At 55.7% G+C, this 25,630-nt stretch carries 27 protein-coding genes; 19 read left to right on the forward strand and 8 right to left on the reverse strand.

From position 1 onward, the window contains the following. The first annotated feature begins 60 nt into the window (after positions 1-60). The 10 genes from uhpA to VPX56_RS00180 all read left to right on the forward strand — a co-directional run bounded on the left by uhpA (position 61) and on the right by VPX56_RS00180 (position 10,052). Positions 61-654 carry a response regulator transcription factor UhpA gene (gene uhpA, locus VPX56_RS00135; protein ID WP_263610640.1) on the forward strand — a complete coding sequence of 198 codons (594 nt, stop codon included), beginning with the start codon at positions 61-63 and terminating at the stop codon, positions 652-654. Then, a complete protein-coding gene (gene uhpB, locus VPX56_RS00140) occupies positions 651-2,156 on the forward strand; it encodes a signal transduction histidine-protein kinase/phosphatase UhpB (protein WP_326469140.1) in 1,506 nt (501 codons plus the stop codon). The genes uhpA and uhpB overlap by 4 nt, the downstream gene beginning before the upstream one ends. Continuing rightward, positions 2,149-3,459: an MFS transporter gene (gene uhpC, locus VPX56_RS00145; RefSeq protein ID WP_326469142.1), complete on the forward strand. Its 1,311-nt coding sequence runs from the start codon at positions 2,149-2,151 to the stop codon at positions 3,457-3,459. Before uhpB ends, uhpC begins: the two co-directional genes overlap by 8 nt. A 132-nt stretch (positions 3,460-3,591) precedes the next feature. After that, complete coding sequence (gene uhpT / locus VPX56_RS00150; RefSeq protein WP_326469144.1) at positions 3,592-4,989, forward strand: hexose-6-phosphate:phosphate antiporter; 1,398 nt, start codon at positions 3,592-3,594, stop codon at positions 4,987-4,989. A 186-nt stretch (positions 4,990-5,175) separates the two neighbouring features. After that, positions 5,176-5,994 carry a DUF4123 domain-containing protein gene (locus tag VPX56_RS00155; RefSeq protein ID WP_326469146.1) on the forward strand — a complete coding sequence of 273 codons (819 nt, stop codon included), beginning with the start codon at positions 5,176-5,178 and terminating at the stop codon, positions 5,992-5,994. Positions 5,995-6,009: 15 nt separating this feature from the next. Continuing rightward, positions 6,010-6,555 carry a hypothetical protein gene (locus tag VPX56_RS00160; protein WP_326469148.1) on the forward strand — a complete coding sequence of 182 codons (546 nt, stop codon included), beginning with the start codon at positions 6,010-6,012 and terminating at the stop codon, positions 6,553-6,555. A gap of 17 nt (positions 6,556-6,572) precedes the next feature. Further along, the gene (locus tag VPX56_RS00165; RefSeq protein WP_326469150.1) at positions 6,573-7,118 is read left to right on the forward strand and encodes a hypothetical protein; all 546 of its coding nucleotides are present in this window, start codon (positions 6,573-6,575) and stop codon (positions 7,116-7,118) included. A 17-nt stretch (positions 7,119-7,135) separates the two neighbouring features. Continuing rightward, entirely contained in the window at positions 7,136-7,681 is a 546-nt protein-coding gene (locus VPX56_RS00170) for a DUF3304 domain-containing protein (RefSeq protein WP_326469152.1), read from the forward strand. A 2-nt stretch (positions 7,682-7,683) separates the two neighbouring features. Continuing rightward, on the forward strand, positions 7,684-9,477 hold the full coding sequence (locus VPX56_RS00175) for a phospholipase effector Tle1 domain-containing protein (protein WP_326469154.1): 1,794 nt from the start codon (positions 7,684-7,686) through the stop codon (positions 9,475-9,477). 122 nt (positions 9,478-9,599) lie between these two features. Continuing rightward, positions 9,600-10,052 carry a DUF1198 domain-containing protein gene (locus tag VPX56_RS00180; protein WP_047646739.1) on the forward strand — a complete coding sequence of 151 codons (453 nt, stop codon included), beginning with the start codon at positions 9,600-9,602 and terminating at the stop codon, positions 10,050-10,052. On the opposite strand, the gene VPX56_RS00185 is transcribed toward VPX56_RS00180, so the two are convergent. Further along, positions 10,049-10,969, reverse strand: a complete 921-nt coding sequence (locus tag VPX56_RS00185; protein ID WP_131634584.1) for a LysR family transcriptional regulator — start codon at positions 10,967-10,969, stop codon at positions 10,049-10,051. The genes VPX56_RS00180 and VPX56_RS00185 overlap by 4 nt on opposite strands. A gap of 187 nt (positions 10,970-11,156) precedes the next feature. Between VPX56_RS00185 and VPX56_RS00190 the strand changes: the two genes are divergently transcribed. The 8 genes from VPX56_RS00190 to VPX56_RS00225 are packed head-to-tail and all read left to right on the forward strand — an operon-like array spanning position 11,157 to position 17,081. Next, positions 11,157-11,768 (forward strand): hypothetical protein, encoded by a 612-nt coding sequence (locus VPX56_RS00190; protein ID WP_131634585.1) that lies wholly within the window; start codon positions 11,157-11,159, stop codon positions 11,766-11,768. 10 nt (positions 11,769-11,778) lie between these two features. Next, complete coding sequence (locus tag VPX56_RS00195; protein ID WP_326469159.1) at positions 11,779-12,555, forward strand: AfsA-related hotdog domain-containing protein; 777 nt, start codon at positions 11,779-11,781, stop codon at positions 12,553-12,555. Continuing rightward, on the forward strand, positions 12,548-13,381 hold the full coding sequence (locus tag VPX56_RS00200; RefSeq protein WP_131634587.1) for a hypothetical protein: 834 nt from the start codon (positions 12,548-12,550) through the stop codon (positions 13,379-13,381). Before VPX56_RS00195 ends, VPX56_RS00200 begins: the two co-directional genes overlap by 8 nt. A gap of 7 nt (positions 13,382-13,388) precedes the next feature. Beyond that, positions 13,389-13,613, forward strand: a complete 225-nt coding sequence (locus VPX56_RS00205; RefSeq protein WP_131634588.1) for a 2-hydroxymuconate tautomerase — start codon at positions 13,389-13,391, stop codon at positions 13,611-13,613. Between the two features lie 3 nt (positions 13,614-13,616). Beyond that, entirely contained in the window at positions 13,617-14,267 is a 651-nt protein-coding gene (locus VPX56_RS00210; RefSeq protein ID WP_326469163.1) for an HAD family hydrolase, read from the forward strand. Positions 14,268-14,288: 21 nt separating this feature from the next. Continuing rightward, positions 14,289-15,509 (forward strand): MFS transporter, encoded by a 1,221-nt coding sequence (locus tag VPX56_RS00215; protein WP_326469165.1) that lies wholly within the window; start codon positions 14,289-14,291, stop codon positions 15,507-15,509. Continuing rightward, positions 15,496-15,909, forward strand: a complete 414-nt coding sequence (locus tag VPX56_RS00220) for a carboxymuconolactone decarboxylase family protein (protein WP_028014973.1) — start codon at positions 15,496-15,498, stop codon at positions 15,907-15,909. Before VPX56_RS00215 ends, VPX56_RS00220 begins: the two co-directional genes overlap by 14 nt. Then, the gene (locus tag VPX56_RS00225; RefSeq protein WP_326469167.1) at positions 15,906-17,081 is read left to right on the forward strand and encodes an acetyl-CoA C-acetyltransferase; all 1,176 of its coding nucleotides are present in this window, start codon (positions 15,906-15,908) and stop codon (positions 17,079-17,081) included. Before VPX56_RS00220 ends, VPX56_RS00225 begins: the two co-directional genes overlap by 4 nt. Before the next feature lie 65 nt (positions 17,082-17,146). Here the strand turns inward: VPX56_RS00225 and VPX56_RS00230 are convergent, their stop codons facing one another. Beyond that, the gene (locus VPX56_RS00230) at positions 17,147-18,145 is read right to left on the reverse strand and encodes an aldo/keto reductase (protein WP_326469169.1); all 999 of its coding nucleotides are present in this window, start codon (positions 18,143-18,145) and stop codon (positions 17,147-17,149) included. Positions 18,146-18,352: 207 nt separating this feature from the next. On the opposite strand from VPX56_RS00230, the gene nepI reads away from it, so the two are divergent. Then, a complete protein-coding gene (nepI, locus tag VPX56_RS00235) occupies positions 18,353-19,543 on the forward strand; it encodes a purine ribonucleoside efflux pump NepI (RefSeq protein ID WP_326469171.1) in 1,191 nt (396 codons plus the stop codon). Positions 19,544-19,658: 115 nt separating this feature from the next. Here the strand turns inward: nepI and VPX56_RS00240 are convergent, their stop codons facing one another. The 6 genes from VPX56_RS00240 to VPX56_RS00265 all read right to left on the reverse strand — a co-directional run bounded on the left by VPX56_RS00240 (position 19,659) and on the right by VPX56_RS00265 (position 25,582). After that, positions 19,659-20,564, reverse strand: coding sequence for an EamA family transporter (locus VPX56_RS00240; protein WP_326469173.1), 906 nt, complete (start codon positions 20,562-20,564; stop codon positions 19,659-19,661). Positions 20,565-20,712: 148 nt separating this feature from the next. Continuing rightward, the gene (locus VPX56_RS00245; RefSeq protein ID WP_326469175.1) at positions 20,713-22,092 is read right to left on the reverse strand and encodes a carbohydrate porin; all 1,380 of its coding nucleotides are present in this window, start codon (positions 22,090-22,092) and stop codon (positions 20,713-20,715) included. Positions 22,093-22,228: 136 nt separating this feature from the next. Next, on the reverse strand, positions 22,229-22,531 hold the full coding sequence (locus tag VPX56_RS00250; protein ID WP_074166029.1) for a PTS lactose/cellobiose transporter subunit IIA: 303 nt from the start codon (positions 22,529-22,531) through the stop codon (positions 22,229-22,231). Between the two features lie 5 nt (positions 22,532-22,536). Further along, a complete protein-coding gene (locus tag VPX56_RS00255) occupies positions 22,537-23,913 on the reverse strand; it encodes a glycoside hydrolase family 1 protein (RefSeq protein ID WP_326469177.1) in 1,377 nt (458 codons plus the stop codon). A gap of 17 nt (positions 23,914-23,930) precedes the next feature. Further along, positions 23,931-25,256, reverse strand: a complete 1,326-nt coding sequence (locus VPX56_RS00260) for a PTS sugar transporter subunit IIC (RefSeq protein ID WP_326469179.1) — start codon at positions 25,254-25,256, stop codon at positions 23,931-23,933. Positions 25,257-25,267: 11 nt separating this feature from the next. Next, complete coding sequence (locus VPX56_RS00265; protein WP_010426508.1) at positions 25,268-25,582, reverse strand: PTS sugar transporter subunit IIB; 315 nt, start codon at positions 25,580-25,582, stop codon at positions 25,268-25,270. Positions 25,583-25,630 lie beyond the last annotated feature (48 nt).

Raw genomic sequence — 25,630 nt, forward strand, 5'->3', positions numbered from 1 at the left:
CGTAGGCCGGATAAGGCGTTTACGCCGGCATCCGGCGTGTTCACGCATCAGGATCAACCCATGACCACCATCGCTCTCATCGACGACCACCTTATCGTCCGCTCCGGCTTTGCCCAGCTTCTGAACCTCGAACCGGATTTTCAGGTCGTGGCCGAGTTTGGCTCCGGTCGCGAGGCGCTGGCGGGCCTGCCGGGGCGCGGGGTGCAGGTCTGTATCTGCGACATCTCGATGCCGGATCTCTCCGGGCTGGAGCTGTTAAGCCAGCTGCCAAAGGGCATGGCGACGATTATGCTGTCGGTCCACGACAGCCCGGCGCTGGTCGAGCAGGCGCTCAACGCGGGCGCGCGCGGCTTCCTCTCTAAACGCTGTAGCCCCGACGAACTGATCGCCGCCGTGCGCACCGTCTCCACCGGCGGCTGCTATTTAACGCCGGATATCGCCATCAAGCTGGCGGCCGGACGTCAGGATCCGCTCACCAGGCGCGAGCGTCAGGTTGCGGAAAAACTCGCGCAGGGCATGTCGGTAAAAGAGATTGCCGCCGAGCTGGATCTGTCGCCCAAAACCGTGCACGTCCACCGCGCCAACCTGATGGAAAAACTTAACGTCAGCAACGACGTCGAGCTGGCGCGCCGCATGTTCGACGGCTGGCAATGAGTTCCGCTTTATCACGGCCGATCGCCGTCGTCGCCAGCTTCTTTATCTTCTCCGCCGCCTGGTTCTGCCTGTGGAGCATCAGCCTGCATCTGGTGGAGCGCCCCGAGCTGGCGGTGCTGCTGTTCCCCTTCGGCCTGCGTCTGGGGTTAATGCTCCAGTGCCCGCGAGGCTACTGGCCCGTTTTGCTCGGCGCAGAGTGGCTGATGCTGGTCTGGCTGGCGCAGGAAGTCGCCCTCGCGCACCTGCCCTTATTGATGACCGGAAGCCTGCTCACGCTTCTCCCGGTTGCCCTCATTTCCCGCTACCGCCACCAGCGCGACTGGCGCACGCTGCTGCGTCAGGGGGCGGCGCTGATTGCCGCCGCGCTGCTGCAGTCGCTTGCGTGGGTCGGCGAGAAGGAGATGCTCAACGCCCTGCTGCTGACCCTCACCGGCGGCCTGACGCTGGCACCAACCTGCCTCGTGATCTGGCACTATCTCACCAGCACAGTCTGGCAGCCGCTGGGGCCTTCGCTGGTTTCCCAACCGGTGAACTGGCGCGCCCGGCACCTCATCTGGTATCTGCTGCTGTTTGTGGTGAGCCTGTGGCTACAGCTTGGCCTGCCCGCCGAGCTTTCACGCTTTACCCCATTTTGCCTGGCGTTGCCGATCATCGCCCTGGCCTGGCACTACGGCTGGCAGGGGGCGCTGATCGCCACGCTGATGAACGCCATCGCGCTGATCGCCAGCCAGACCTGGCACGATCATCCGGTGGATTTACTCCTTTCCCTGCTGGCCCAGAGCCTGACCGGGCTGCTGCTCGGCGCGGGCATTCAGCGCCTGCGCGAGCTGAACCAGTCCCTGCAAACCGAGCTGGCGCGCAACCGCCGTCTGGCGGAGCGTCTGCTGGAGACGGAAGAGAGCGTGCGGCAGGAGGTCGCCCGCGAGCTGCACGATGATATCGGCCAGACCATCACCGCCATCCGCACCCAGGCGGGCATCGTTCAGCGCCTGGCGGCGGAAAACGCGAGCGTCAAGCAGGGCGGGGCGCATATCGAACAGCTTTCGCTGGGCGTTTATGACTCCGTTCGCCGCCTGTTAGGACGGCTGCGCCCGCGCCAGCTTGACGACCTGTCGCTTGAGCAGGCGGTGCGCTCCCTGATGCGCGAGATGGAGCTTGAAAGCCGCGGCATTGTCAGCCATCTCGACTGGCGTATTAACGAGCCTGCGCTGAGCGAAGGACAGCGCGTGACGCTGTTCCGCGTCTGTCAGGAGGGGCTGAACAATATCGTCAAGCACGCCAGCGCCAGCGCGGTCACGATCCAGGGCTGGCAGCAGGACGAGCGCCTGATGCTGGTGATTGAAGACGACGGCTGCGGCCTGCCGCCGGGCTCCGGCCAGCAGGGCTTTGGCCTGGCGGGGATGCGCGAGCGCGTGACGGCGCTCGGCGGCACGCTCAATATATCCTGCACCCACGGGACGCGAGTTAGCGTCAGCCTGCCGTTAAGGACGCACCATGTTTAAAATCCCGGCCAGCGCCGCGCCGATAGGCGATAAAGCGGAAATCGACGCCCGTTACCGCTACTGGCGTCGCCATATCCTGATGACCATCTGGCTCGGCTACGCGCTGTTCTACTTCACCCGCAAAAGCTTCAACGCCGCCGCGCCGGAAATACTCGCCAGCGGCGTGATGACGCGCACCGATATCGGCCTGCTGGCGACGCTGTTTTACATCACCTACGGCCTGTCGAAGTTCGTCTCCGGCATCGTCAGCGACCGCTCCAACGCGCGCTATTTTATGGGCGTTGGGCTGATCGCTACCGGCGTGGTGAACATCCTGTTTGGTTTCTCCACCTCGCTGTGGGCCTTTGCCCTGCTGTGGGCGCTGAACGCCTTTTTCCAGGGCTGGGGCGCGCCGGTCTGCGCCCGCCTGCTCACCGCCTGGTACTCGCGCAACGAGCGCGGCGGCTGGTGGGCGATCTGGAACACCGCGCATAACGTCGGCGGGGCGCTGATCCCGATGGTGGTGGGCGCGGCGGCGCTGCACTACGGCTGGCGCGCCGGGATGATGATTGCCGGTGGCCTCGCGATTGTCGCCGGGCTGTTCCTCTGCTGGCGCCTGCGCGACCGGCCTCAGACCGTCGGCCTGCCGCCGGTGGGAGACTGGCGGCACGACGAGATGGAGATTGCCCAGCAGCAGGAGGGCGCGGGGCTGACCCGCAGGGAGATCCTCACCAAATACGTGCTGAAAAACCCGTACATCTGGCTGCTGTCGCTCTGCTACGTGCTGGTCTACGTGGTGCGCGCGGCGATCAACGACTGGGGCAACCTGTACATGTCCGAGACGCTCGGCGTGGATCTGGTCACGGCGAACTCAGCGGTGACGATGTTCGAGCTGGGCGGGTTTATCGGCGCGCTGGTGGCGGGCTGGGGATCGGACAAGCTGTTCAACGGCAACCGTGGCCCGATGAACCTGATTTTTGCCGCCGGGATTTTGCTCTCCGTCGGCTCGCTGTGGCTGATGCCGTTCGCCAGCTACGTGATGCAGGCGGCGTGCTTCTTCACCATCGGCTTCTTCGTCTTTGGCCCGCAGATGCTGATCGGCATGGCGGCGGCGGAGTGTTCCCACAAAGAGGCGGCAGGCGCGGCGACGGGATTTGTCGGGCTGTTTGCCTATCTCGGCGCATCGCTCTCCGGCTGGCCGCTGGCGCGGGTGATCGACGTCTGGCACTGGAGCGGTTTCTTTGCGGCGATCGCCATCGCGGCGGGGATTTCTGCCCTGCTGCTGCTGCCGTTTTTGCACGCCCAGTCACCGCGCGAAGCGTGACGCGCCTCACCTTTTCGCCCCGAGTGGCGCAAAACTAGGAAATTTTCCCGGTTTTACCTGGACGCTGTCTCAGGCATCTCTCCCGGCTGATTTTTACAATGCTGCAAAAATCAGCTCAGGAGTAACTCAGTCATGCTGGCCTTCTTAAATCAGGTGCGCAAGCCGACCCTGGATCTGCCGCTCGACGTGCGGCGCAAGATGTGGTTCAAACCGTTCATGCAGTCCTATCTGGTGGTCTTCATCGGCTACCTGACCATGTACCTGATCCGCAAAAACTTTAACATCGCGCAGAACGACATGATCTCAACCTACGGGCTGAGCATGACGCAGCTGGGGATGATTGGCCTGGGCTTCTCCATCACCTACGGCGTGGGGAAAACGCTGGTTTCCTACTACGCGGACGGCAAAAATACCAAGCAGTTCCTGCCGTTTATGCTGATCCTCTCCGCCATCTGTATGCTCGGCTTCAGCGCCAGCATGGGCGCGGGCTCCGTCAGCCTGTTCATGATGATCGCCTTCTACGCCCTGAGCGGTTTCTTCCAGAGCACCGGCGGGTCGTGCAGCTACTCCACCATCACCAAATGGACCCCGCGCCGCAAGCGTGGTTCGTACCTCGGCATGTGGAATATCTCCCACAACCTCGGCGGGGCGGGTGCGGCAGGCGTGGCGCTGTTCGGCGCGAATTACCTGTTCGACGGTCACGTCATCGGCATGTTTATCTTCCCGTCGATTATTGCCCTGATTGTCGGCTTTATTGGGCTGCGCTACGGCAGCGACTCCCCGGAATCGTACGGCCTCGGCAAAGCCGAAGAGCTGTTCGGCGAGGAGATCAGCGAAGAGGACAAAGAGACCGAAGAAAACGAGATGACCAAATGGCAGATCTTTGTTGAATACGTGCTGAAAAACAAAGTCATCTGGCTGCTCTGCTTCTCGAACATCTTCCTCTACGTGGTGCGTATCGGCATCGACCAGTGGTCAACCGTGTATGCCTTCCAGGAGCTGAAGCTTTCTAAAGAGGTGGCGATTCAGGGCTTCACCCTGTTCGAAGTGGGCGCGCTGGTCGGCACCCTGCTGTGGGGTTGGCTCTCCGACCTCGCTAACGGCCGTCGCGCGCTGGTGGCCTGCGTCGCGCTGGCGCTGATCATCGCCACCCTCGGCGTCTACCAGCACGCCAGCAACCAGTACGTTTACCTGGCGTCATTGTTCGCGCTCGGCTTCCTGGTGTTTGGCCCACAGCTGCTGATCGGCGTGGCGGCAGTCGGCTTCGTCCCGAAAAAAGCGATCGGCGCCGCCGATGGGATTAAAGGCACCTTCGCCTACCTGATCGGCGACAGCTTCGCCAAGCTGGGCCTGGGGATGATCGCCGACGGCACGCCGATTTTCGGCCTCACCGGCTGGGCGGGCACCTTCGCAGCGCTGGATGCGGCAGCGATCGGCTGTATCGTCCTGATGGCGATGGTCGCGGTGCTGGAAGAACGTAAGATTCGCCGTGAAAATCGCGCGCAGAAGCAGAAATTGAAAGCAGCCTGAGTTTACTCGCGCTATTAAAACAGCCCTGTAGAGGTAACTCTTCAGGGCTGTTTTTTTTCAGAATTTATCTATTTTTCAGTTGTGTAACTTTTAGCCTGAACATGTAAACATAACGGCTTAAATCTATTATCCATGTCTGCTGAAGGGGATTCAGAGTAACGATGACATGGCGCAGGGAGCATAACGATGGATACCACAGAGTTACTGGCAGCATTGCCCGTCAGGACAGAAGAGGCGATTTGCATCTTGTTTGAAGCTGGCGCGCAGCCGGAATCAAGTTTTCTGGCCTTTAAGGGCAGACATGAAGACAGGCTGCATTCGCTATATATCCACCCACAGTTAACGGAACTTCAGAACTACGGCCCTTGGCTGCTGGCTGTGGATGATAAAGAACAGCTACAGGGATATCTGGAAATATTACCCGGTTGTGTTGCCGTGATTATCTCAACCCGTTATCCCTCCTTATTGGCTGTGCAGTTATCCCGTGGATGCACTATCGTGCCACCCGAGGGTGCCGCAGTGCTGGTACGTTTCTATACCGGCCATGTTATTGGTGCCCTGGCTGCCGGTGCACAGTACGACTGGCACGCTTATCTGTTTAATGGCATTACGCAGTGGTGGTTACCCGGCGATGTCCAGTGGCAGCGTCTCAGCATATTACCCTCAGCAAACAAAACGCCCACAAGCCATGTTATCCGTCTGGATAAAAATGCCTGGCAGCAGATTTCGGACCGGCCGGAAGTGTCTCGTGTGCTAAAGGAATGGCAACAAATGTCGACCAGTCTGGGAGTGTCGCCATGCGCTCAGCGATTGATGGTGCTGAAGGCATTGAATAAAGCTGAAAGCGTCGGTCTGGAGCATCCTGCAGACCAGATGCTGTATGCGCTTTGCTATCTCAATGGCGGGAAGCAGATGCTGGAATCTGAAGACTTTTATGCCGCATTGCCCAAGGTTGTTAATGGTCAGATCCGTTTAAGTCAGGCGATTTCTGGCGTCTCATACTGACGGGAATACCTATTAGTGAATTTTTTTACGCGGCTTGAAAAAGTGGATGGTGCAGTCACGCGTTTCTACGCCAGGCGAAAAGTATGGCTGTGGAGCGCCGTTGCCCTGCCGGTGGTGTTCGTGCTGGGCTGGATGGTGTGGGTGATGCTCTGGGCACCCCCGATGGGGGGCGTAACGCTGATTATTCATACCCGAATTGACCGTCCGATTCTGGGTTTCAGTGTAAATGGTGTGGCGGGCGGTAATTCGTGGGCATTTGATCCCAGCAATAAATACGCCGGGGAAAATGGAAAATCAACCTGTTGTGGTTCGATCAAAGGAAAGACCGCAGAGGTTATCTGGACGCTCAGTGTCACCGGTCCGCAGTATGAAAAGGGGATGAGACCAGAGCAGCGACGTGTGGTGATGCCGTTACCGGAGCGTAAGCGGGGTGAAAACGACCTGCATGTGTACTTTTTACCGGGAGATAAGGTACTGCTGGGGTGGAGTGATAATGCCTTTTCACCCTACGACCCGCGTAGCCCGAACTATAAACCAGCACCAGAGCTGATGGACAATTAAACAGGGAGTGAGTACTGATGGGCTTTTTTACGCGGCTTGAAACAGTGGATGGTGCAGTCACGCGTTTTTACGCCAGGCGAAAAGTATGGCTGTGGAGCGCTGTTGCCCTGCCGGTGGTGTTCGTGCTGGGCTGGATGGTGTGGGTGATGCTCTGGGCACCCCCGATGGGTGGCGTAACGCTGATTATTCATACCCGAATTGACCGGCCGATTCTGGGTTTCAGTGTAAATGGTGTGGCGGGAGGCAATGCTGGGGCTTTTAATCCTGACAATAAATATGCTGGAGAAAATGGGGCTGCAACCTGCTGCGGTGCGATCAAGGGAAAGACCGCAGAGGTTATCTGGACGCTCAGTGTCACCGGTCCGCAGTATGAAAGGGGGATGAGACCAGAGCAACGACGAGTGGTGATGCCGTTACCGGAGCGTAAGCGGGGTGAAAACGACCTGCATGTGTACTTTTTACCGGGAGATAAGGTACTGCTGGGGTGGCGTGATAATGCCTTTTCACCCTACGATCCGCGTAGCCCGAACTATAAACAAGCACCAGAGTTGATGGACAATTAAACAGGGAGTGAGTACTGATGGGCTTTTTTACGCGCCTTGAAACAGTGGATGGTGCAGTCACGCGTTTTTACGCCAGGCGAAAAGTATGGCTGTGGAGCGCTGTTGCGCTGCCGGTGGTGTTCGTGCTGGGCTGGATTGTATGGGTGATGCTCTGGGCACCCCCGATGGGGGGCGTAACGCTGATTATTCATACCCGAATTGAGCGTCCTATTCGGGGGTTCAGTGTAAATGGTGTAGCGGGTGGCAATGCCGGGGCCTTTAACCCTGATAATAAATATGCGGGGGAGAATGGAGCAGCAACCTGCTGCGGGGCAATTCAGGGAAAGACTGCGGAGGTTATCTGGACTGTGGATTATACAAGGGCTCAGTACAATGCCGGGCTACGAACTGAAGTGCACAGGGTTGTCATGCCGTTACCTGAACGTAAGCGGGGTGAAAACGACCTGCATGTGTACTTTTTACCAGGAGATAAGGTGTTGCTGGGGTGGAGTGATAATGCCTTTTCACCCTACGACCCGCGCAGCCCAAACTATACGCCGTCACCGCTCATCGAGGATAAATAACGATGGCATTTGATTTGGATGCCTGCATCGCAGCGGCAAACCGAGCATCTCAAGGCTATGAATATGGGCTTGGGAGTTGTTCACGAACACTTCACATCGGGCTCTTTTTTGACGGCGTGGGGCGTAATATTGAGCAGGATGCGCCAGAACACAGATTGAGTAATATTGCACGACTTTATCGGGCTTACCCTACACCCGATAAAGATAGTTCAACCCTAAGTCATCAGAAATTCTATATTTCAGGTCTGGGGACCCCCTTTCTTGAAATGGAAGGCGAAGCGCTCCAGCAATTTATTGACGGAACAGGTAACGCCGTAAAGGACTCGCTAAAAGATCAGCCGACCGATGCGCTAAAAGATATTTTTAAAGCAAAAGCGGGCGGTGCCAGCAATCAGAACGTGCGCAATGAATTACGGCAAAAACTGCTCACGCCGAAAGGCCAGCTCAGGCAACTGAGAGATGCCACCCTGAAAGGGGCGATTCGGGCAGATATCGAAGCCACGCCCTGGCTGAGGGATAACGAGTTTATTGCATACAGCACCGTAAGCGGTGCCGACACCCGGCTGAACAGCACCAGAATACGTTTTGAGCGCACGGTTGAAGATGCGCTGAAGCAGGGAGAAGTGCCTCTCAGGCTGATTTCTGTATCGGTGTTTGGTTTTGATATGGGCGGGACGCAGGCCCGGCAGTTTATCGACCTGCTGCTAAATGATCTGTGTGTTCAACGCGAGGACGGAAAGCCTGCTTTCAAGGGAATACCGGTTGATATCGTGTTTGCCGGGCTGTTTGACTGCTCGCGGGATACACCGATGAGCAGTGACAACGGGCTGGATTATGCCGGTAGCGTCCTGGAGTGGGCACCGGTAAAACATGCGGAAACAGCAGGGCAAATCATCAGCATGTTTGGTCGGAAATACCTCGACCACCAGTCGCCCTTGCCGGAGGCGGTCAAACATTCGCTGCACCTGGTAGCCGCACATGAGCGCCGACGCTGGCGCTGCGTGTACCGTACCGGGCGGAAAGGCTTTCAGCATCAGGAAGTATTGATGCCGGGATGCAGCGACGATATTGGCGGCGGATTAAAACCCGATGTGCAAAAGCCGAGTGCCGAGTTGAGTCGCGTTCCGCTGCGAAAAATGTATCAGGAGGCTATGAAGGCTGGCGTTCCATTTCCTGATTTGAAAACTCTTGATGAGAATAACCCGGTAATTGCGAAATATTTTGATGTCCGTGACAGCGTCAAATCCCAGTCTGTTGATCAATGGGTCGAAACATACCAAAGTGCGATTAATGCTCAAACGCTCAGCTATCAGGCCCTGAACCGACATCTCGATGATTATTTTGAGTGGCTGAGCAGGCAGTTTTACGAATACAAGAGTGAACTGCGCCGTCTGGAGGGGATCCGCAACGGAATAATGACGTCCACGTCCTCCGCATCAGGTCTGCTGGGACTATCTTCTCAGGCGCGCCAGGAGATGGATAGCGTAACGGAAGATATCGCCATCTTGAAAAAACACTGGGGCTGGCTGTCTGATGTGGCGAGTGCGGCCAGTCTTCTACTGACCCAAAAGTTTTATTATCCCCCGAAGATTTATCTGGACAACATTCTTGAGCCAGCGTTATTGCGTGCCAGGAGATATCTGGACTGTGGTACAGCAGGGCATGATGGTAAAGCACCACCGGTAAAATGGTGTATGGGGGCTTCAGTGCTGTATGCGTGGTTTATACATGATGTGCAACGCGCGGAAGGTATCAATGATGGTTATTTTTCGGTGCGCTGGTTAGAGCCAAGGTAGCAGCATGCGCTGTTTCGCTTTCATGCCGATTTCCACCTCTTTTCCGTTCACTATTATGCTTCCGCCCGCTGTCGACGCGCTGCGTTTCCCGCTATGATGAGCGGCTAGTCTAAGGAGAACGCATGGTCTGGATAATGCTGGCAACGCTTGCCGTGGTGTTTGTGGTGGGATTTCGCGTCCTGACCTCAGATTCCCGCCGCGCCATCAAACGTTTAAGCGAGCGTCTGGGGATCACCCCGATGCCGGTTGAGTCGATGATCGACCAGTTTGGTAAAACGTCGGGTAATGAGTTTATCCGCTACCTTGAGCGGCCCGATGAGGCGCATCTGCAAAACGCGGCCCAGGTGCTGCTCATCTGGCAGGTCTGTATTGTCGACGGCAGCGAAGAGAACCTGCACACCTGGCACCGCATGCTGCGCAAAGCCCGCCTTGCCGCACCCATTACCGATGCGCAAATCCGCCTCGCGCTTGGCTTTATGCGCGAGATGGAGCCCGACCCGCAGGAGCTTAACGCCTTCCAGCTACGCTATAACCAGCTCTTCCTGCCGGAAGAGGGCGTGTTTTATCTGCATTAAGGCATTTTCCCGCAAAGCACGTTCTGAGCGTTCAGAATCTCTTCTCTATTTTCATTGAGGCGGGTGGCGGCATAGATATCTATGTTTAACCTTTTTGCCTCCGCGTCCGTAAGTTCACGGTAGCAAAGTCCTTCCTGATTAAAGGTGCATTTCGACTGTGGCAGCAGGGCGAATCCTTTCCCTCTTGCAATGCGGCTTAGCATCACGAGGGAATCATCCGGCTCTTTAATACGCTTCAGCGGCGTTTTCAGCGTATCAAAGTAGCTTTCGCATTTGTCATAGAATGACGGGTTAGCGCTTCGCGAAAACCAAAAAATCGGGAGATCGCTAATGTCTTCCAGCGAGACTTTCTCTTTCAGGCTGGCAGGATGCAAAGAGGGCATTGCGATCAGCAACGGTTCCTGGCAGACCCAGCGGTATTGAACGATGTCTTCATGACCCGTTCCTTTTTCCCCGGTCAGCACCAGATCCAGCATATTTTTAGACAAGCTTTGCAGCAGCTGGGCTGACGTCAGGTCCGGCGTTTCGACATCATCTCCCGCGTTCATTTTTTGAAGCTGGGTATTCACGGGTTCAATATATTCAAAATTAAGCGTTCGCGTCAGCCCGATGCGCAGGCCCGTTTCCGATGAGAGTGGATCTTCTTTTAAATTGCTGATGTCTTTTAATATTTTTTCAGCCTGAACAACCAGCGCACGACCTGCGTCAGTAAGGCTAACGTCATGCGTGCTGCGGCTGAACAGCTGACGCTTCAGTACCGCTTCAAGGCATTTTATCTGACGCGTCAACGGTGGTTGAGTCATGCGCAGGCGTTCGGCAGCCTTACGGAAGTTGAGTTCATGTGCAACAGCGAGAAAGCATTGTAATTGTTTGATGCTGGGCAGGTTATTGCTGATTAAATGTTCTGCTGTGGCCATACGTGGGTCCTGAATGCGAAAAGGTATTTCGTCTTTTTTCCATTTCGATATTACACGCTAAATGCAGGCAGTAAAACCCGTTTTAACAGTAATACAAAAAATATATTACAAATTTAACAATTCCAATTGTTTCCTGTATTGATAAATTTCTACCCGAATCCTCACTCAATCAATATTCGGAGTAATTATGTCGTCTAAATATGTACTGGTATCACGCTTCCCGTTAAAAAATACATTTACCGAGAAAGATTTTACTTCCTTAAAAAGCAATGAAAACGTTCGCTACTATTCCTGTGAAGAAAACGGCGTTAATGAACTGCTGGAACTGCGCGCTTTCAATGACATTAAAGAAATTGCATGGGCTGAGAGTGAAATGGAATCCATGTTCCATCGTTTCTCTGCTGTTCTTTCTGCCGATATTCGTCGCGAACTGCTTAAGTTTGTTGAATCTCCAATCGATAATAAAAAAAGCTTACCCGAATCAAATTATATTCAGCTTCGTCACGTTGAGGTGCCCGCGCATAACTATCAGCAGTATCGTCAGTGGCGCGATGAAACCATCTTTAATGTGGTAAGAGATAACAAAGATAAAATCGAAAGTTTCGAAGCGTTTCATTCCCTGATCAGCGGCGTTCCAGGCGTGATGTTTATCTCCTCATTCAACGGCGATAAAGCAGAATATAAAGAAGCATTTACCAATGCGCGTTACCAGGAAATCATTCAGCAGGCCGGCGACAACTTTATCACTGGCGGCAATGACGGCCTTTATACGCGTATCTATCGTGCTTGCTGTTGTTGAGGAACAATGAATGAACTGTAAAAAGTTGGTAGTTGTTGGCGATAAATTTAATGAATTTGCCAATGGTAAAGATGTACTGACTATATCTCAGCTTGAATTATTGACTCAGATCCCTGCGAATATCATTGATAAAGAACATGAAATTATTGTTGGGCAGGGCGTACGCAAGGATTTTGCCGGGAAAGTAATTTCAAACCAGGCAAGAAACGCGATTCATGGTAATAAACTAAAAATGTGCTCTCTGGAAAAACTGGTGAGTGACAAAAAAAATGCACATTGCCATAAAAAACTGGAACAGAACATACTTATAGGACCTGCGGAACAAGCTGAGCATAATCCCGAACTCTATGCGATGCCTCTGTTAATCGATGAGCGTTGCGAATTGATGGCGGATCACCAGACGGGCCAGCATATTCAGGGAATGCTCCTGGTTGAAGCCAGCCGACAGGCCTTTATCGGCGTCACCGAAGAATTTATTTACCCGCGGGAAAGCGGGCGCTATTACGTCATTAACAGCATGGCAATCAATTTCGCCAGCTTCCTGTTCCCTTTACCGGCGCTGGTCCATTTTGAATTTCTTGAAAAAGATATTAATGACCGCCGGGGGCGCTTCAAGGCTCAGGTACGTGTTACTCAGCACCAAACGCTTTGCGCGACGATGGATGTGTCGTTCACCGTCTATCCTTCCACCCTGATCGCAGAGAAAGAAAAATCTCTGGCTGAGGTTGCCATGCAGGCGACCATCGTTGAGCAGCAAGGGGTGGCGCAGGGGGTAACGCATGCCTGAATTACGTAGCCAGAAATACCGTCTGGCTGCGACCACGCAGGGGCCGCTTTACCCCCCTGCGGAGGTCATGGACGGGAAGGGAAATTTTGTCGTGGTTGGCATGGTGCCCGGGGATAACGGCCTGCAGTGGCGAAGCGTCATTGTTTCACCGGACAGCGCGCTCCCGGCATTTGGGGAAATCGCGCCCTATAACGTTCTGTGCGATATAGAAAAAATGCCTCAGGACGCGTTGAAGGACATCATTCTTCATACTCTGCCTTTACCCATTCCGATGAACAACTATCGGATGATATTCGCCCCGGAACAGCGGCCGCAGGCCAATAAGGAAAAGCGGCCTAGCCTGCCGCTTCATGAAGGTTATATCGCAGATTATCGCAGCAGCGATGGAAAGCGAGACATCCAGCCTGTCACCCTCGCTGCCTGGCTTGAGGCAGAGGGAACCTTTGACGTCACGTTGTCCGAAGACAAGAAGCGAGCGCGATTCACGTTTTCGTTCAGGAGTCTTGTCCCGGATAGCGTTTATACCGTGATGAGTCTCAGGGAGAACGATTTAGCCTCTGAGGCGACGAGCAGGCCTGGCCCGCTGGGCATACCCAACGTATTTATAACCGACAGCGAAGGTAACGCTGAATATTGGGCTGAGTTAACCGATCCTTTTCCGGCTCCGGAGAGGAAAGGAAACAGAATTATTAACGTGGTCGTCCTTTATATGAGCTCGCGTCAGAGCTACGGCGGTGCAATTGGTTTTTACGGTCTTGGAGGCGATATCCATGCCCATTTAAAACTCAAAGGCCGTTCCTTCGATGAATTTACAACTATAGAGTGAGAAAAGTATGCCGTTTGTTCATGTGATGACCTGGCCGACGAAAGATGAAAATCAAATCATCAGGCTTCAGGAAGATATTACGTTTGCCGTTCACAAAAACACGGGTGCGCCGCTGGATAAAATTTCCGTGGTGGTGTCTGAAATTCAACCTTCCCGCTGGGCGGATGCTGGCGTGCCTGGTACGGATAAAGATTTCCCGGTTAAGAGTCGAAGAAAAAACTACGAGGAATAGGCTTTGCGTAAACACGCCGCATTTTTTGACGTTGATGAGACGCTAATAAATATTAAAAGCATGTTTGATTTCTATGACTTCTGGTGCAGGGCAAATAATCAAAACGATCGTCTTCAACGCTATATGTCTCGCTTTCGCGCCGACGTAAAAAACGGTGTGCCAAGGGAGACGCTGAACAGAGAGTATTATCGCCAGTTTGAAGGTGTATCTTGTCGTTATCTGGAAGAAATGGGCGAGGAATGGTTCAGGCGTAAGCTGGAAAACGAATTTTTTATTGAGAGTGCCGCTTCGGCACTTAAAAGCCATCAGAGCCAGAACATGTACACCGTATTTATATCGGGCTCTATGCTTCCGATTCTGTCACCCATTGCGAAATATCTTGGAGTAACGGACATACTCTGTGCGCCGTTGATAATAAATGACGCAGGCGAGTTGACGGGTGAAATCGGCCTGCCCCAAACAATTGGCGCGGGTAAAAAAGACGCCCTGATGACGTTTTGCCGGGATAAGGAGATTAATCCGGCAGATTGTTATGCCTACGGTGACGATCTTTCGGATATTCCAATGCTCGAAGCCATCGGGCATCCCGTCTGTGTGGGAGAGCATTCCGCGCTTACCCGATATGCAGCAGAAAAAAATTGGCACATTATTTAAACCATTATTGAGGTAAGTAGTATGACTTCAGAACTCTCCCCGCAAAATATGACGTTAAGGTCATGGCTTGCGTTATTCATTCTGGCTATTTCAACGTTTACTATTGTCACTACCGAACTGGCGCCGGTCGGATTATTAACGCCAATCGCAGGGGGATTACGGTCTTCGGAATCCGCGGTGGGCATGACCGTGTCGCTTTATGCCTGGGTGGGGGCGTTGAGTGCGCTGTTTGCATCCGTCTTTTTAGGCAATGTGGCTAAGAAGCGGCTTTTACTCGTGCTCACCGTGGTGCTTCTGATCTCTAACGTCATGGCAGCGACGGTAAACACCTACGGAATGCTGCTTAGCGCCCGCGTGCTGGGCGCGCTTGCTCACGGTGCATTCTGGGCGATGATCGGCGCAACGGCGGTTGCCATGGTTCCTGCCAAATATATTGGGGCGGCGACGTCAATCGTATTTGGTGGCGTTTCCGCAGCAAGCGTTTTTGGCGTACCGGTATCCAACTACATTGGTATCCACTTCGGCTGGCGGCAGGCATTTTGGCTGATGGCCGCCCTGAGCGTAATTGCCTTTGTGGGTATTAGCGTGCTTGTTCCCCAGATCGCCAGCAAAAGCGCGCTTGGCCTGGATGCGCTTAAGGGCGTGCTGAAATCGTCTACCCTGTGGAAAATTTACTCAGCCACCCTGCTGGCCGTTACGGCCCACTTTGCCGCCTTTACGTACATTGAACCCTGGCTTCACACGCAGAGTTTGCTGTCCACCGCCTTTATTCCCGCCGTGCTTTTTGTTTACGGCATCGCGGGTCTGGCCGGCAATTTCCTGACCGGCGTGATGATTGATAAGTATCTCAAGCTGACGGTTTCGCTGTCTGTACTGCTGATCTGCGCAGTGCTGCTGTTCCTGGGCCTGTCAGGATCCTCGCTCTCTGCTGCGCTGATATTCACCAGCATGATTATCTGGGGCGTCGCTGTATCAGGAATATTTGTCGGCTTCCAGACGTGGGTATTACGTATGGCGGAGGATAAAGCCTTCCCGGCCTCCGCAATCTACGTTTCGTTCTTCAATACCGCCATTGGTATCGGCGCGTCGGTCGGTGCCTGGATGGTTTCATCATTTTCAATGCCGCTCCTGTATATCGTCGCCGGCACGGCCATCGGCCTGTCCGTTCTGCTTGTCGCGGTTATTCCTGCAACCTTGACCGCCAAACAATCCCGTATGGAGAAATCTTATGAGTCAAATTAATGACCGCACGCGCTATGGCAGAGAGATTATGGACCGTCTTGAAGCGGGGCTCGCGGATAAAGTCACCCGCCGCCTGAGCGAACTGGACCCGGGCCTGCCCGCCCTGATAACCGACTATGCGTTCGGGGATGTCGTGGGGCGTCCAGGGCTGGATCTCAAAACGCGCGAAATGCTGACCGTCGCCTCGCTTGTGACGCTGGGTAATGCTATGCCGCAGCTGGAACTGCACATGAGAGGCGCGCTCAACACCGGCGTGACGCCGGAAGAGCTGCTTGAAATTGTGATACAGATGGCGGTGTATGCCGGCGTTCCCGCCTGTATGAATGGTCTTACCGCCTACCGCGCGGCAATGGCTGCGACGGGCCATACGTTGCCGGGACTGAAAGGGAGTGACGCATGAGCGAAGTTGTCATTATTGCAGCCCGCCGCACGGCGACGGGCGCATTTCAGGGCGCGCTTGCGGAGCATTCCGCCGCTGACCTGGGAAGCCGGGTCATTCAGGCGCTCCTCAAAGAATCTGGCGTAGAGGCCGGTGATATCTCTCAGGTCATTATGGGTCAGGTTCTTACGGCGGGGTGTGGCCAGAACCCGGCCCGGCAGTCGGCCCTGAATGCCGGATTACCCGTTGAAACACAATGTCTTACGATCAATAAAGTGTGTGGTTCCGGGCTTAAGGCAGTCCATCTTGGCATGCAGGCGCTGCAGACGGGTGAGGCTGAGTTTGTGATCGCCGGGGGTCAGGAGAGTATGTCCAACGCGCCGCATATCGCCCTGACGTCGCGTAGCGGAACGCGGCTGGGCGATATTACTCTCAAAGATAGCCTGGTATCTGACGGGCTCTGGGATGCCTTCAACGATTATCATATGGGTATCACCGCAGAAAACGTTGCGACGGAGTTTGGTATCAGCCGCGAAATGCAGGACGAATATGCCCTTGTCTCTCACCACAATGCGCTTGAAGCGCAGGCGCGCGGCATTTTTGAGCGCGAAATAGTTCCGGTTGAATGGCTGACGCGAAAAGGCGAAACGATCTGCGTGGAGAGGGACGAAGGGCCGCGTGCAACCAGTATTGATAAATTGACGAAGCTGAGGCCAGTATTCCGAAAAGAGGGAACGGTGACGGCGGGAAATGCTTCATCGCTGAATGACGGTGCCGCTGCGGTGCTGCTTTGTACGCGTGATACTGCCGAAGCGCGTGGCTTGCCGGTTCTGGCGTCGCTGGGCGTGTTTACCAATTCCGGTATCCAGCCGGCATTAATGGGCGCAGCCCCGATCCAGGCCATTGCCGACTGCCTTTCCCGCTCGGGATGGACGCCTGAGGATGTCGATCATCTTGAATCCAACGAAGCGTTTGCCGCCCAGGCGCTGGCGGTGATTCAGCAGGCTGGGATTTCCCCGGATCGTATCAATCCTTACGGCGGGGCCATCGCGCTTGGGCATGCGATAGGCGCATCCGGCTGCCGGATTTTGGTGACGCTGGTTCATGCCCTCGTCCGTAACGACGGCAAGCGTGGCGTCGCCGCGCTGTGCGTAGGCGGTGGGGAAGGCGTCGCGTTGAGCGTTTATCGCTAACGGCACGGCGTATCAGATATAAAAAAACCGGGAAAACCCGGTTTTTTTATTTTCATGATGAGGTATCAGGCGTTCACGCCTTTCATACCCTCGGCAGAATAACGATCGCCTTTAATCTCTATCCGGCGATGCAGGTTGTTCAATGATTCAATATCGCTTTTCTCAAGCACAATGTCGGCAGCGCGCGCGTTCTCGGCCAGATAGCCGGCGTGCTTAGTGCCCGGGATAGGAACCAGCCTCTCGTATTGTGCTAACAGCCAGGCAAGGGCAATCTGACCTGCGGTACAGCCGTATTTCGCGGCCAGCGGGTGGATGACATCGAGCAGCTGGCGGTTATGATCGAGGCTGGACTGCGCGAAACGTTCGTTATTTTTCCGGAAATCACCTTCTGCAAATTCGCTATTGTTCAGGTATTTTCCCGTCAGGAAGCCTCTGCCAAGAGGCGAGTAGGGCACCAGACCAATGCCCAGCTCTTTTACGGTCGGCAGAATGCTTTCTTCGATATCGCGCGTCCACAGAGAGTATTCCGTTTGCAGCGCAGTGACCGGATGTACCGCATGGGCCCGCTGCAGCGTTGCAGCCGACACTTCGCAAAGGCCGATGTGGTTGATCTTGCCCTCTTTAACAAGGGCGCGCAGACAATCCATACTCTCTTCGACCGGGGTGACGTTACTCAGTCTGTGAAGATAAAAGAGGTCGATTCGCTCCACGCCAAGCCGCTTGAGGGACTCGTTACAGCAGCGGATGATATAGTCCGGCGTATTGTTGATGGTGCGGGCATAAGACTCGTCAGGCGAGCGATCGATGCCGCACTTCGTGGCGATTTTGAACTGCTCCCGAGTGCTTTTATCCAGTCCGGCAAGAAAATGACCGATCAGTCTTTCATTATGACCACGCCCATATAAATTTGCGGTATCAATAAACGTCACGTTCAGATCGATGAGGCTATGCAATACCTGCAGCGAGGCGTTGTCATCAGTCTGGCCATAAAATTCACTCAGACCCATGGCACCATAGCCGACGGCACTGACGGTAAGATTTTGAGATAAAGTACGTGTTTTCATAGTTTCTCCTTTTCAGACGCTATGATTGTTTCACCTCAAATGTGGATACTGAATTTTCATTTTCGTTATGCTGAAAAGGTATCAGTCTCCGCCGTGCTGCTTCCTGGATAGTTAAAAAAGACAAAAGTTGTCAAATCGTTAAATCCGTCACACTTTTGATGATAAACTGCGCGACTTTTCCGCACGTTTTTATCTTCAGGTGACGCCATGACAGAACATATCCAGCCCACGACCAGACCGCAGATCAACGAGGTTTTACGCCCCAACTGGTCGGCGGTTTTCTCAGTGGCGTTCTGCGTCGCCTGCCTGATTACCGTTGAGTTTCTGCCGGTGAGCCTGCTCACGCCGATGGCGCAGGATCTGGGCATTTCCGAAGGCGTGGCGGGGCAGTCCGTTACCGTCACCGCCTTCGTGGCGATGTTCGCCAGCCTGTTTATCACCCAGGTCATTGGCACCATCGACCGCCGCAAGGTGGTCATTCTGTTCAGCGTGCTGCTGACGCTCTCCTGCCTGCTGGTCTCCTTCGCGGAAAGCTTCACCCTGCTGCTGCTCGGTCGCGCCTGTCTGGGGCTGGGGCTCGGCGGCTTCTGGGCGATGTCGGCCTCGCTGACCATGCGCCTGGTGCCCGCGCGTACGGTGCCAAAGGCCCTGTCCGTTATCTTCGGTGCGGTCTCTATCGCGCTGGTGATTGCCGCACCGCTCGGCAGCTTCCTCGGTGGGATTATCGGCTGGCGTAACGTCTTCAACGCCGCGGCGGTGATGGGCCTGCTCTGCATCATTTGGGTGTGGAAAGCGCTGCCGTCCCTGCCGGGCGAAGCGGCGCACCATAAGCAGAACATGTTCGCGCTGCTGAAGCGCCCCGGCGTGATGGCGGGAATGACCGCCATCTTCATGGCCTTTGCCGGGCAGTTTGCCTTCTTTACCTACATCCGCCCGGTGTTTATGACCATGGCGGGCTTTGACGTGGACGGCCTGACGCTGGTGCTGCTGAGCTTCGGTATCGCCAGCTTTGTCGGCACCTCGCTGTCGTCCCAGTTCCTCAAACGCTCCCTGAAGGTAGCGCTGGCGGGCGCGCCGCTGGTGCTGGCGCTGAGCGCGGCGGTGCTGGTGCTGTGGGGCAGCGACAAGTGGGTGGCGTCGGCGATTGCGATTGTTTGGGGCTTTGCCTTTGCGCTGGTGCCGGTGGGCTGGTCGACGTGGATCACCCGCTTGCTTGCCGATCAGGCGGAAAAGGCCGGGTCGATTCAGGTGGCGGTGATCCAGCTGGCGAACACCTGCGGCGCGGCCATTGGCGGCGTGGCGCTCGACCATCTGGGGCTGACGTCACCGCTGGTGATTTCCGGCACGCTGATGCTGCTGACGGCGCTGCTGGTGGCGGGGAAGGTTAAGGCGAAGTAAGTCAATTCCCCCCCTCACCCCGGCCCTCTCACCAAAGGGGCGAGGGTGAAAACACCGCACCGAGCCGTCCCCTCTCCCCTATGGGGAGAGGGTTAGGGTGAGGGGGGACATCAGGCTACGCCGATGCCTTAACCCTTCTCCGCGAATCCATCGAAATCAGCACCACCGACGAAACTATCAGCAGCGTTCCCAGCCAGTCCGGCAGGGTGAACGCCACGCCCAGCAGCAGCACCGACAGCAGCGCGCTGCTCAGCGGCTCGGCGCAGCTCAGAATGCTCGCCTTCGGCCCGCCGATCATCTGCGCGCCTTTCAGGTACAGGCTGAACGTCAGCGCCGTGCCAATCACCACCAGGTAGAAAAACGCCAGCAGCAGGCTGCCGTCAATCACGAACGTGGTTCCTCGTCCGGCGTAGAACGGCGTTAACATCAATCCTGCAATCAACATGCTCCAGCCGACAATCGGCAGCGTGCCGTAGCGGGCGATCAGCGTTGACGGGTACGTCGTATAAAACGCGGCGGCAAACGCCGAGGCGATGCCGAAGAACAGCGCGGCAGGCGAGATGGAGAGCGAGGTTGGGTCGCCGTGGGTCACCAGCAGAAACGTGCCGACAAGCGACGTCAGAATGGCGGACAAGACAAACACGCCGGGGCGCTTTTTCCGCGCCAGGGCGAACCACGCCACAATGATGGTCGGCGACAGAAACTGCAGCACGGTAGCGGTCGCGGCGTTGGATTTTTCAATCGTCAGCAGGAAGGTGAGCTGCACGGTGAGCGCGCCGACGAGTGAGAAAATCAGCAGGCTGATGGCGTCTTTGCGATGTCTGATGACCGAGAAAATCTTATCGCCGTGAACGAAGGAGAGCGTCAGCAGGATCACGCCGGTAAACAGCAGGCGAACCATGGTCAGGTAAGGCGAAGAAATGTGGCTTTTCTCCATGATGTACTGCGCGCAAACCCCCGAGCTGCCCCATAAAACGGCGGCGATCAGGACGTTTAGCATCCCTTTACGTGTGGAACCCATGTACTCCCCTGCTATGTTGTCGTTAATTCGGTCAACAGCATAGCATGGTTGTGTGCGGCCTGATGCCCTCACCCCGGCCCTCTCCCAAGGGGAGAGGGGGAAAACCGTAGGCCGGGTAAGCGCAGCGCCACCCGGCATGTTGTTGACCTTAGAACCACGCCTCCCACATCGCGCCGACGTTGAAGTCGTCGAGCGTTTCATCTTTGGTGCCGTTTACGCGCGCGGTACGTTCGTTATCCACCTTGCCGCCGGTCACGTAGAAGCGCAGCATCGGACGGAACTCCGGACCCATGGCGATGGACATGTTCTGCGACAGGGTCAGCTTCCAGCCCTTGTTGTCGCCGCCGTTGTCGTAATCAACGTGCTGCCAGCCCGCTTCCAGCCAGGTGGAGTGAACGTCGTTCCACCAGTGCATTGGGCGCACGATGGCATTGTAGTTCTTACGGTTGTCGGTCTTATCTCGGCTGTTGTCGTAGTCGTGGAAGGCGAGGATGTACTCCACCTGCGTCGCCTGGGTGAATTTGTACAGCCCTTCGAAGCTGGCGTAGACCGTGGTCAGGTCCTCGGTTTTGTTGAACACGCTGTTGTCCGCGTTATCGGAGTAGCGGGCGATCACCTTGTTCACGCCGCTGTCGTTGGTGTAGCTCAGCACCACGCCGCCCTGCCAGGCGTTCAGACGCTCGTCGCTCTCCACCGCCTTGGAGTCAAAGCCGTAGTTGGCGTACAGCTCCATGTCGATCGGGCCGAGCTTCATGCCGTGGATTTTTGAGGTCGCGGCGTAGTTGCCTTTGTCGCCCGTGCCGGAACCGCCGGTACAGGTGATGCGCGACGGGTTGGCCTCGTCTTCCATCACTTCCGGGCTACAGGATTCCACCGCCGCCACGGCGGCCACGTCAAACTGCACGCCGCCGATGTCGAAGTTCTTCACCCCGGCGCCCTGGCCGTCATGGTTCATCCAGAAGTAGTCGTTGATGCCCTGCTGTGGACGCTGGTGGAAGTCACGGCCGGCCCAGAAATAGGCGTTCGGGTTGGAGGCCATAATGTTGGTCACCCCCGCGTAGGCTTTTTTCAGGTTAACTTCGTCGCCCCAGTGGTCGATCATCACGTTAACGTCCCAGATGGCGCCGTTTTCACCCTTGAAGGCCTTGGAGAGCTGGAATTCCCCGCCGTTGCCTTCGTTGCCCAGACGACCAATGGCGGACGCGCCGTTATAGGAGCCGTCCACCGCCACGTACTTCTGATCGGCGGCCTGGAAGTGCGCGCCGTAGCGGGCGTAGCCGGTAAATTTAATCCCGAACGGGATCGCCATATCCGGAGACTGTGCCGCGCTTTGCGGCTCGGTCACCACGTCTGCTTTTTTCGCGACCGCCGCATCCATTTTGGCCTGACGCTCGGCCAGGGCTTTATCCACCGCTTTCGCCACAATGGCGTCGATTTGCTCCTGCGTGAATTCTTGTGCGAGCACGGAAATTGGGCAAAGCGCGGCGATAACCGCCATGGTTAATGGAAGTTTTTTAATCGTATTCATGGTTATCTCAATATAGTTTAATTTTATTCAGACAATAACCATCCCGCTCCGATCTGACAGAGTATGTCGCTATCATCAGAACAAGTGGAATTCTATTTAGGGTACAGAGGTATTACAGTAATTATTTCGCCATAGATTATCTCTGGTATAAATGAATAATTTCTTCGGATAATTCACGCGCTAATAAGGAGTTCATTAAATGATCCTGCGCGTGCACCATGATTAACGTCATCGGCTGGCGGCCTTCGCCCGCATCCTGCTCGATCAGTTTGGTCTGCATCTTGTGCGCCTGGCGCGCGTAGCCGTCGGCTTCGCGCAGCAGGCTTTTGGCTTCGTCAAGGTTGCCCTGACGCGCCGCGTGCAGCGCCTCAAAGCACAGGCTGCGGGACTGTCCGGCGTTGACGATAATTTCCATTACGGCTTCTTCGAGTGCGATCATCATTATTACTCTTTTTCAAAGCTATTATTTAAGGCGGTGGCGGCAAACCACTCTCCGCTTTTCTTAATGGTGCGCTGCTGCGTCTCTAAATCGAGCTGGATAAACCCGTAGCGATTTTTGTACGCGTTACACCACGACCAGTTATCAATAAACGTCCACATATGGTAGCCAAGACAATTGCACCCTTCGCTAATACCCTTATGCAGCCAGGCTAAATGCTCAGAAATAAACTCGATGCGGTACCGATCGTTTATCTGGCCGTTTTCAATAAAGCGCTGCTCGTTTTCGACGCCCATGCCGTTTTCAGAAATAAAGCAGCGTGGGTTGCCGTAATTGTCGCGCAGGTTGACCAGAATATCGTAAATACCCGGCTCGTAGATTTCCCAGCCGCGGTACGGGTTCATCTTGCGGCCCGGCATCTCGTAGCTATCAAAGAACCACTCCGGCATAAACGGCGCCTGCGGGTTCACCGCGCTGTCGCGACACTTCACGCGACGCGGCTGATAGTAGTTCACGCCGAGCAGGTCGATTTTCCCTTCCGCAATCAGGAAACCGTCCTCCGGTTTACAGGCGGGCAACTGATCGTAGGATTTCAGCAGCGCCACCAGATCCGCCGGGTATTCCCCGCGCAGGACCGGGTCGAGGAAGCTGCGGTTAAACATCAGATCCGCAATGTGCGCAGCCTTCACGTCTGCCGGGTTCTGCGAGCGCGGGTACGACGGCGTCAGGTTCAGCACGATGCCAATCTCCCCCGCGTAATGCCCGGCGCGGTAGGCCTGAACGGCCTTCGCATGGGCCAGCACGGTGTGATACGCCACGGTGGCCGCCCGACGAAAATCCACCACGTTCGGATAGTGGAAGTCGTACAGATAGCCGCCTTCCACCGGCACGATCGGCTCGTTGAAGGTAAACCAGTGCAGCACGCGGTCGCCGAACAGCTCGAAGCAGATCTCAGCATAGCGGGCGTAAGCGTCCACCACGTCGCGGTTTTCCCAGCCGCCGATTTCCTGCATCGCCATCGGCATGTCGAAGTGGAACAGGGTCATAAACGGCGTGATGCCCTGTTCATTCAGCTCATCAATGACCTGATTGTAAAAATCGACCGCCTCCGGGTTCACTTCACCGATACCGTCGGGGATCAGGCGCGCCCAGCTAATCGAGGTGCGAAAGCTGTTGTGGTTCAGCTGCTTTAACAGCTGAATGTCCGTCTTCCAGCGCTGATAGAACGTGGAGGTCTGCTGCGGCCCTACGCCGTTGTGAAAACGGTTCGGCTCGCGGGCAAACCAGTAATCCCACGTGGTTTCCCCCTCTCTTGCCCCTTCCGTCTGGAGAGCGGAGCTTGCGCTGCCCCACCAGAAGTTATCGGGAAATGCGTATTTCATGACCATTCCTCTTTGACTTAATGGCTAACTGTTTCAGCGTTACCGACGGTTGCCTGGGCTTTCTGCTCTTCGTTTTTGATGAGCGTACGCTCATAGGCGCGCAGGAACGGCAGGTACATCAGCGCCGACATCACCATGCAGACCAGGCACATCACCACCGGGCTGAGCGCCCAGTTTGCCGCCCACGACGCGCCAATCGGTGCTGGGGTGGTCCACGGCGTTAACGACACAACCTGTGCCAGCCAGCCGAGTTTGGTTGCACCGTATGCCAGGCAGGCGTTGACCAGCGGAACGAACACGAACGGGATAAACAGCATCGGGTTCATGATGATCGGCGCGCCGAACAGAATCGGTTCGTTGATGTTAAAGAAGCTTGGCACCACGCCCATTTTGCCGATGGTGCGCAGGTGGGTCACGCGGCTGCGCAGCAGCAGGAACGCCAGCGGCAGCGTGGAGCCTACGCCGCCAATCAGCAGGTAGTGATCCCAGAAGCCCTGCAGGTAAACGTGCGGCAGCGCCGCGCCTGCCGCCAGCGCCGCCTGGTTTGCGGAGAGGTTCGCCATCCAGAACGGGTTCATGATGCCGGTGACAATCAGCGAGCCGTGAATACCGGCGAACCAGAAGATCTGGCACAGCAGCACGGAGAGCAGAATGGCGGGCAGGGAGTCAGACGCGGACACCAGCGGCTCCAGCAGGTGCATAATCGCTTGCGGGATGATCATCCCGGTCTGCGCTTCGATGAACAGGTTCAGCGGGTGCAGCGTGCCGATCACCACCATCACCGGGATCAGGATCTCAAACGAACGCGCCACGCCGGTCGGCACTTCCTTCGGCAGGCGAATGGTGACTTTGTTTTCCTTCAGCCACGCATACACGCGGGTGGAGTAAATCGCGGTGATAAGCGCGGTGAAAATCCCCTGACCGGACAGATACTGGGTCGAGATTTTGCCGTCGGCATAGGGCGCGGCGACCAGCAGGAAGGCCATAAAGGCCAGCAGGCCGGACATCACCGGGTCGAGGTTGAACTGACGCCCCAGGCTTGCCCCAATCCCCACCGAGATGAAGAAGGTCATCACGCCCATGCTGAGGTTAAACGGCAGCATCAGCTGCTCGCGGTAGGTCTGGGAAAAATCCAGCCAGCCGCGAGCAAAGCTGTTGGTGGTATCCGCCGAGAACGGCGGGAAGATGAACACCAGCATAAACGAGCCGATGATCATAAACGGCAGCGCGGCGGTAAAGCCGTCGCGGATTGCAATCACATACTTTTGCTGACCAAGCTTCGCGGCCAGCGGGGTAATTGACTGCTCAATCACCGCGACCATCGATTGATATAACGAACTCATGTGAACACCTTTTAGTGTGCCGCTTCGATGAGCGACAGAGCATAGTCCAGTACTTTATCGCCACGCTGCATGCCATAGTCCATCATGTCGATGGGCTGTACCGGAATGCCTTGCGTCGCCGCCTTGTCTGAGAGCGTCTTTAACATGTATTTCACTTGCGGTCCGAGAAGTACCACCTGGTATTGCGGAAACTGCGTATCAAATTCGGAAACACCGTACGCATCAATCTTCACCGGCAAACCACGTTCTTTCGCGACATCGACCATTTTGCTGACTAACAGGCTGGTGGACATCCCGGCAGAGCAGCACAGCATAATCTTGAACATCGACAACCATCCTCTAAATGTAAAAAGTTATTGCGAGGATGATTGGAC

The sequence above is a fragment of the Enterobacter wuhouensis genome, assembly GCF_035835995.1.
In the GTDB taxonomy this organism is placed as follows: Bacteria; Pseudomonadota; Gammaproteobacteria; order Enterobacterales; family Enterobacteriaceae; genus Enterobacter; species Enterobacter wuhouensis.

Coding starts and splice junctions, on each gene's coding strand:
- uhpA (WP_263610640.1), top strand. CDS start 61: ATGACCACCATCGCTCTCATCGACGACCACCTTATCGTCCGCTCCGGC.
- uhpB (WP_326469140.1), top strand. CDS start 651: ATGAGTTCCGCTTTATCACGGCCGATCGCCGTCGTCGCCAGCTTCTTT.
- uhpC (WP_326469142.1), top strand. CDS start 2,149: ATGTTTAAAATCCCGGCCAGCGCCGCGCCGATAGGCGATAAAGCGGAA.
- uhpT (WP_326469144.1), top strand. CDS start 3,592: ATGCTGGCCTTCTTAAATCAGGTGCGCAAGCCGACCCTGGATCTGCCG.
- VPX56_RS00155 (WP_326469146.1), top strand. CDS start 5,176: ATGGATACCACAGAGTTACTGGCAGCATTGCCCGTCAGGACAGAAGAG.
- VPX56_RS00165 (WP_326469150.1), top strand. CDS start 6,573: ATGGGCTTTTTTACGCGGCTTGAAACAGTGGATGGTGCAGTCACGCGT.
- VPX56_RS00170 (WP_326469152.1), top strand. CDS start 7,136: ATGGGCTTTTTTACGCGCCTTGAAACAGTGGATGGTGCAGTCACGCGT.
- VPX56_RS00175 (WP_326469154.1), top strand. CDS start 7,684: ATGGCATTTGATTTGGATGCCTGCATCGCAGCGGCAAACCGAGCATCT.
- VPX56_RS00180 (WP_047646739.1), top strand. CDS start 9,600: ATGGTCTGGATAATGCTGGCAACGCTTGCCGTGGTGTTTGTGGTGGGA.
- VPX56_RS00185 (WP_131634584.1), bottom strand. CDS start 10,969: ATGGCCACAGCAGAACATTTAATCAGCAATAACCTGCCCAGCATCAAA.
- VPX56_RS00190 (WP_131634585.1), top strand. CDS start 11,157: ATGTCGTCTAAATATGTACTGGTATCACGCTTCCCGTTAAAAAATACA.
- VPX56_RS00195 (WP_326469159.1), top strand. CDS start 11,779: ATGAACTGTAAAAAGTTGGTAGTTGTTGGCGATAAATTTAATGAATTT.
- VPX56_RS00200 (WP_131634587.1), top strand. CDS start 12,548: ATGCCTGAATTACGTAGCCAGAAATACCGTCTGGCTGCGACCACGCAG.
- VPX56_RS00205 (WP_131634588.1), top strand. CDS start 13,389: ATGCCGTTTGTTCATGTGATGACCTGGCCGACGAAAGATGAAAATCAA.
- VPX56_RS00215 (WP_326469165.1), top strand. CDS start 14,289: ATGACTTCAGAACTCTCCCCGCAAAATATGACGTTAAGGTCATGGCTT.
- VPX56_RS00220 (WP_028014973.1), top strand. CDS start 15,496: ATGAGTCAAATTAATGACCGCACGCGCTATGGCAGAGAGATTATGGAC.
- VPX56_RS00225 (WP_326469167.1), top strand. CDS start 15,906: ATGAGCGAAGTTGTCATTATTGCAGCCCGCCGCACGGCGACGGGCGCA.
- VPX56_RS00230 (WP_326469169.1), bottom strand. CDS start 18,145: ATGAAAACACGTACTTTATCTCAAAATCTTACCGTCAGTGCCGTCGGC.
- nepI (WP_326469171.1), top strand. CDS start 18,353: ATGACAGAACATATCCAGCCCACGACCAGACCGCAGATCAACGAGGTT.
- VPX56_RS00240 (WP_326469173.1), bottom strand. CDS start 20,564: ATGGGTTCCACACGTAAAGGGATGCTAAACGTCCTGATCGCCGCCGTT.
- VPX56_RS00245 (WP_326469175.1), bottom strand. CDS start 22,092: ATGAATACGATTAAAAAACTTCCATTAACCATGGCGGTTATCGCCGCG.
- VPX56_RS00250 (WP_074166029.1), bottom strand. CDS start 22,531: ATGATCGCACTCGAAGAAGCCGTAATGGAAATTATCGTCAACGCCGGA.
- VPX56_RS00255 (WP_326469177.1), bottom strand. CDS start 23,913: ATGAAATACGCATTTCCCGATAACTTCTGGTGGGGCAGCGCAAGCTCC.
- VPX56_RS00260 (WP_326469179.1), bottom strand. CDS start 25,256: ATGAGTTCGTTATATCAATCGATGGTCGCGGTGATTGAGCAGTCAATT.
- VPX56_RS00265 (WP_010426508.1), bottom strand. CDS start 25,582: ATGTTCAAGATTATGCTGTGCTGCTCTGCCGGGATGTCCACCAGCCTG.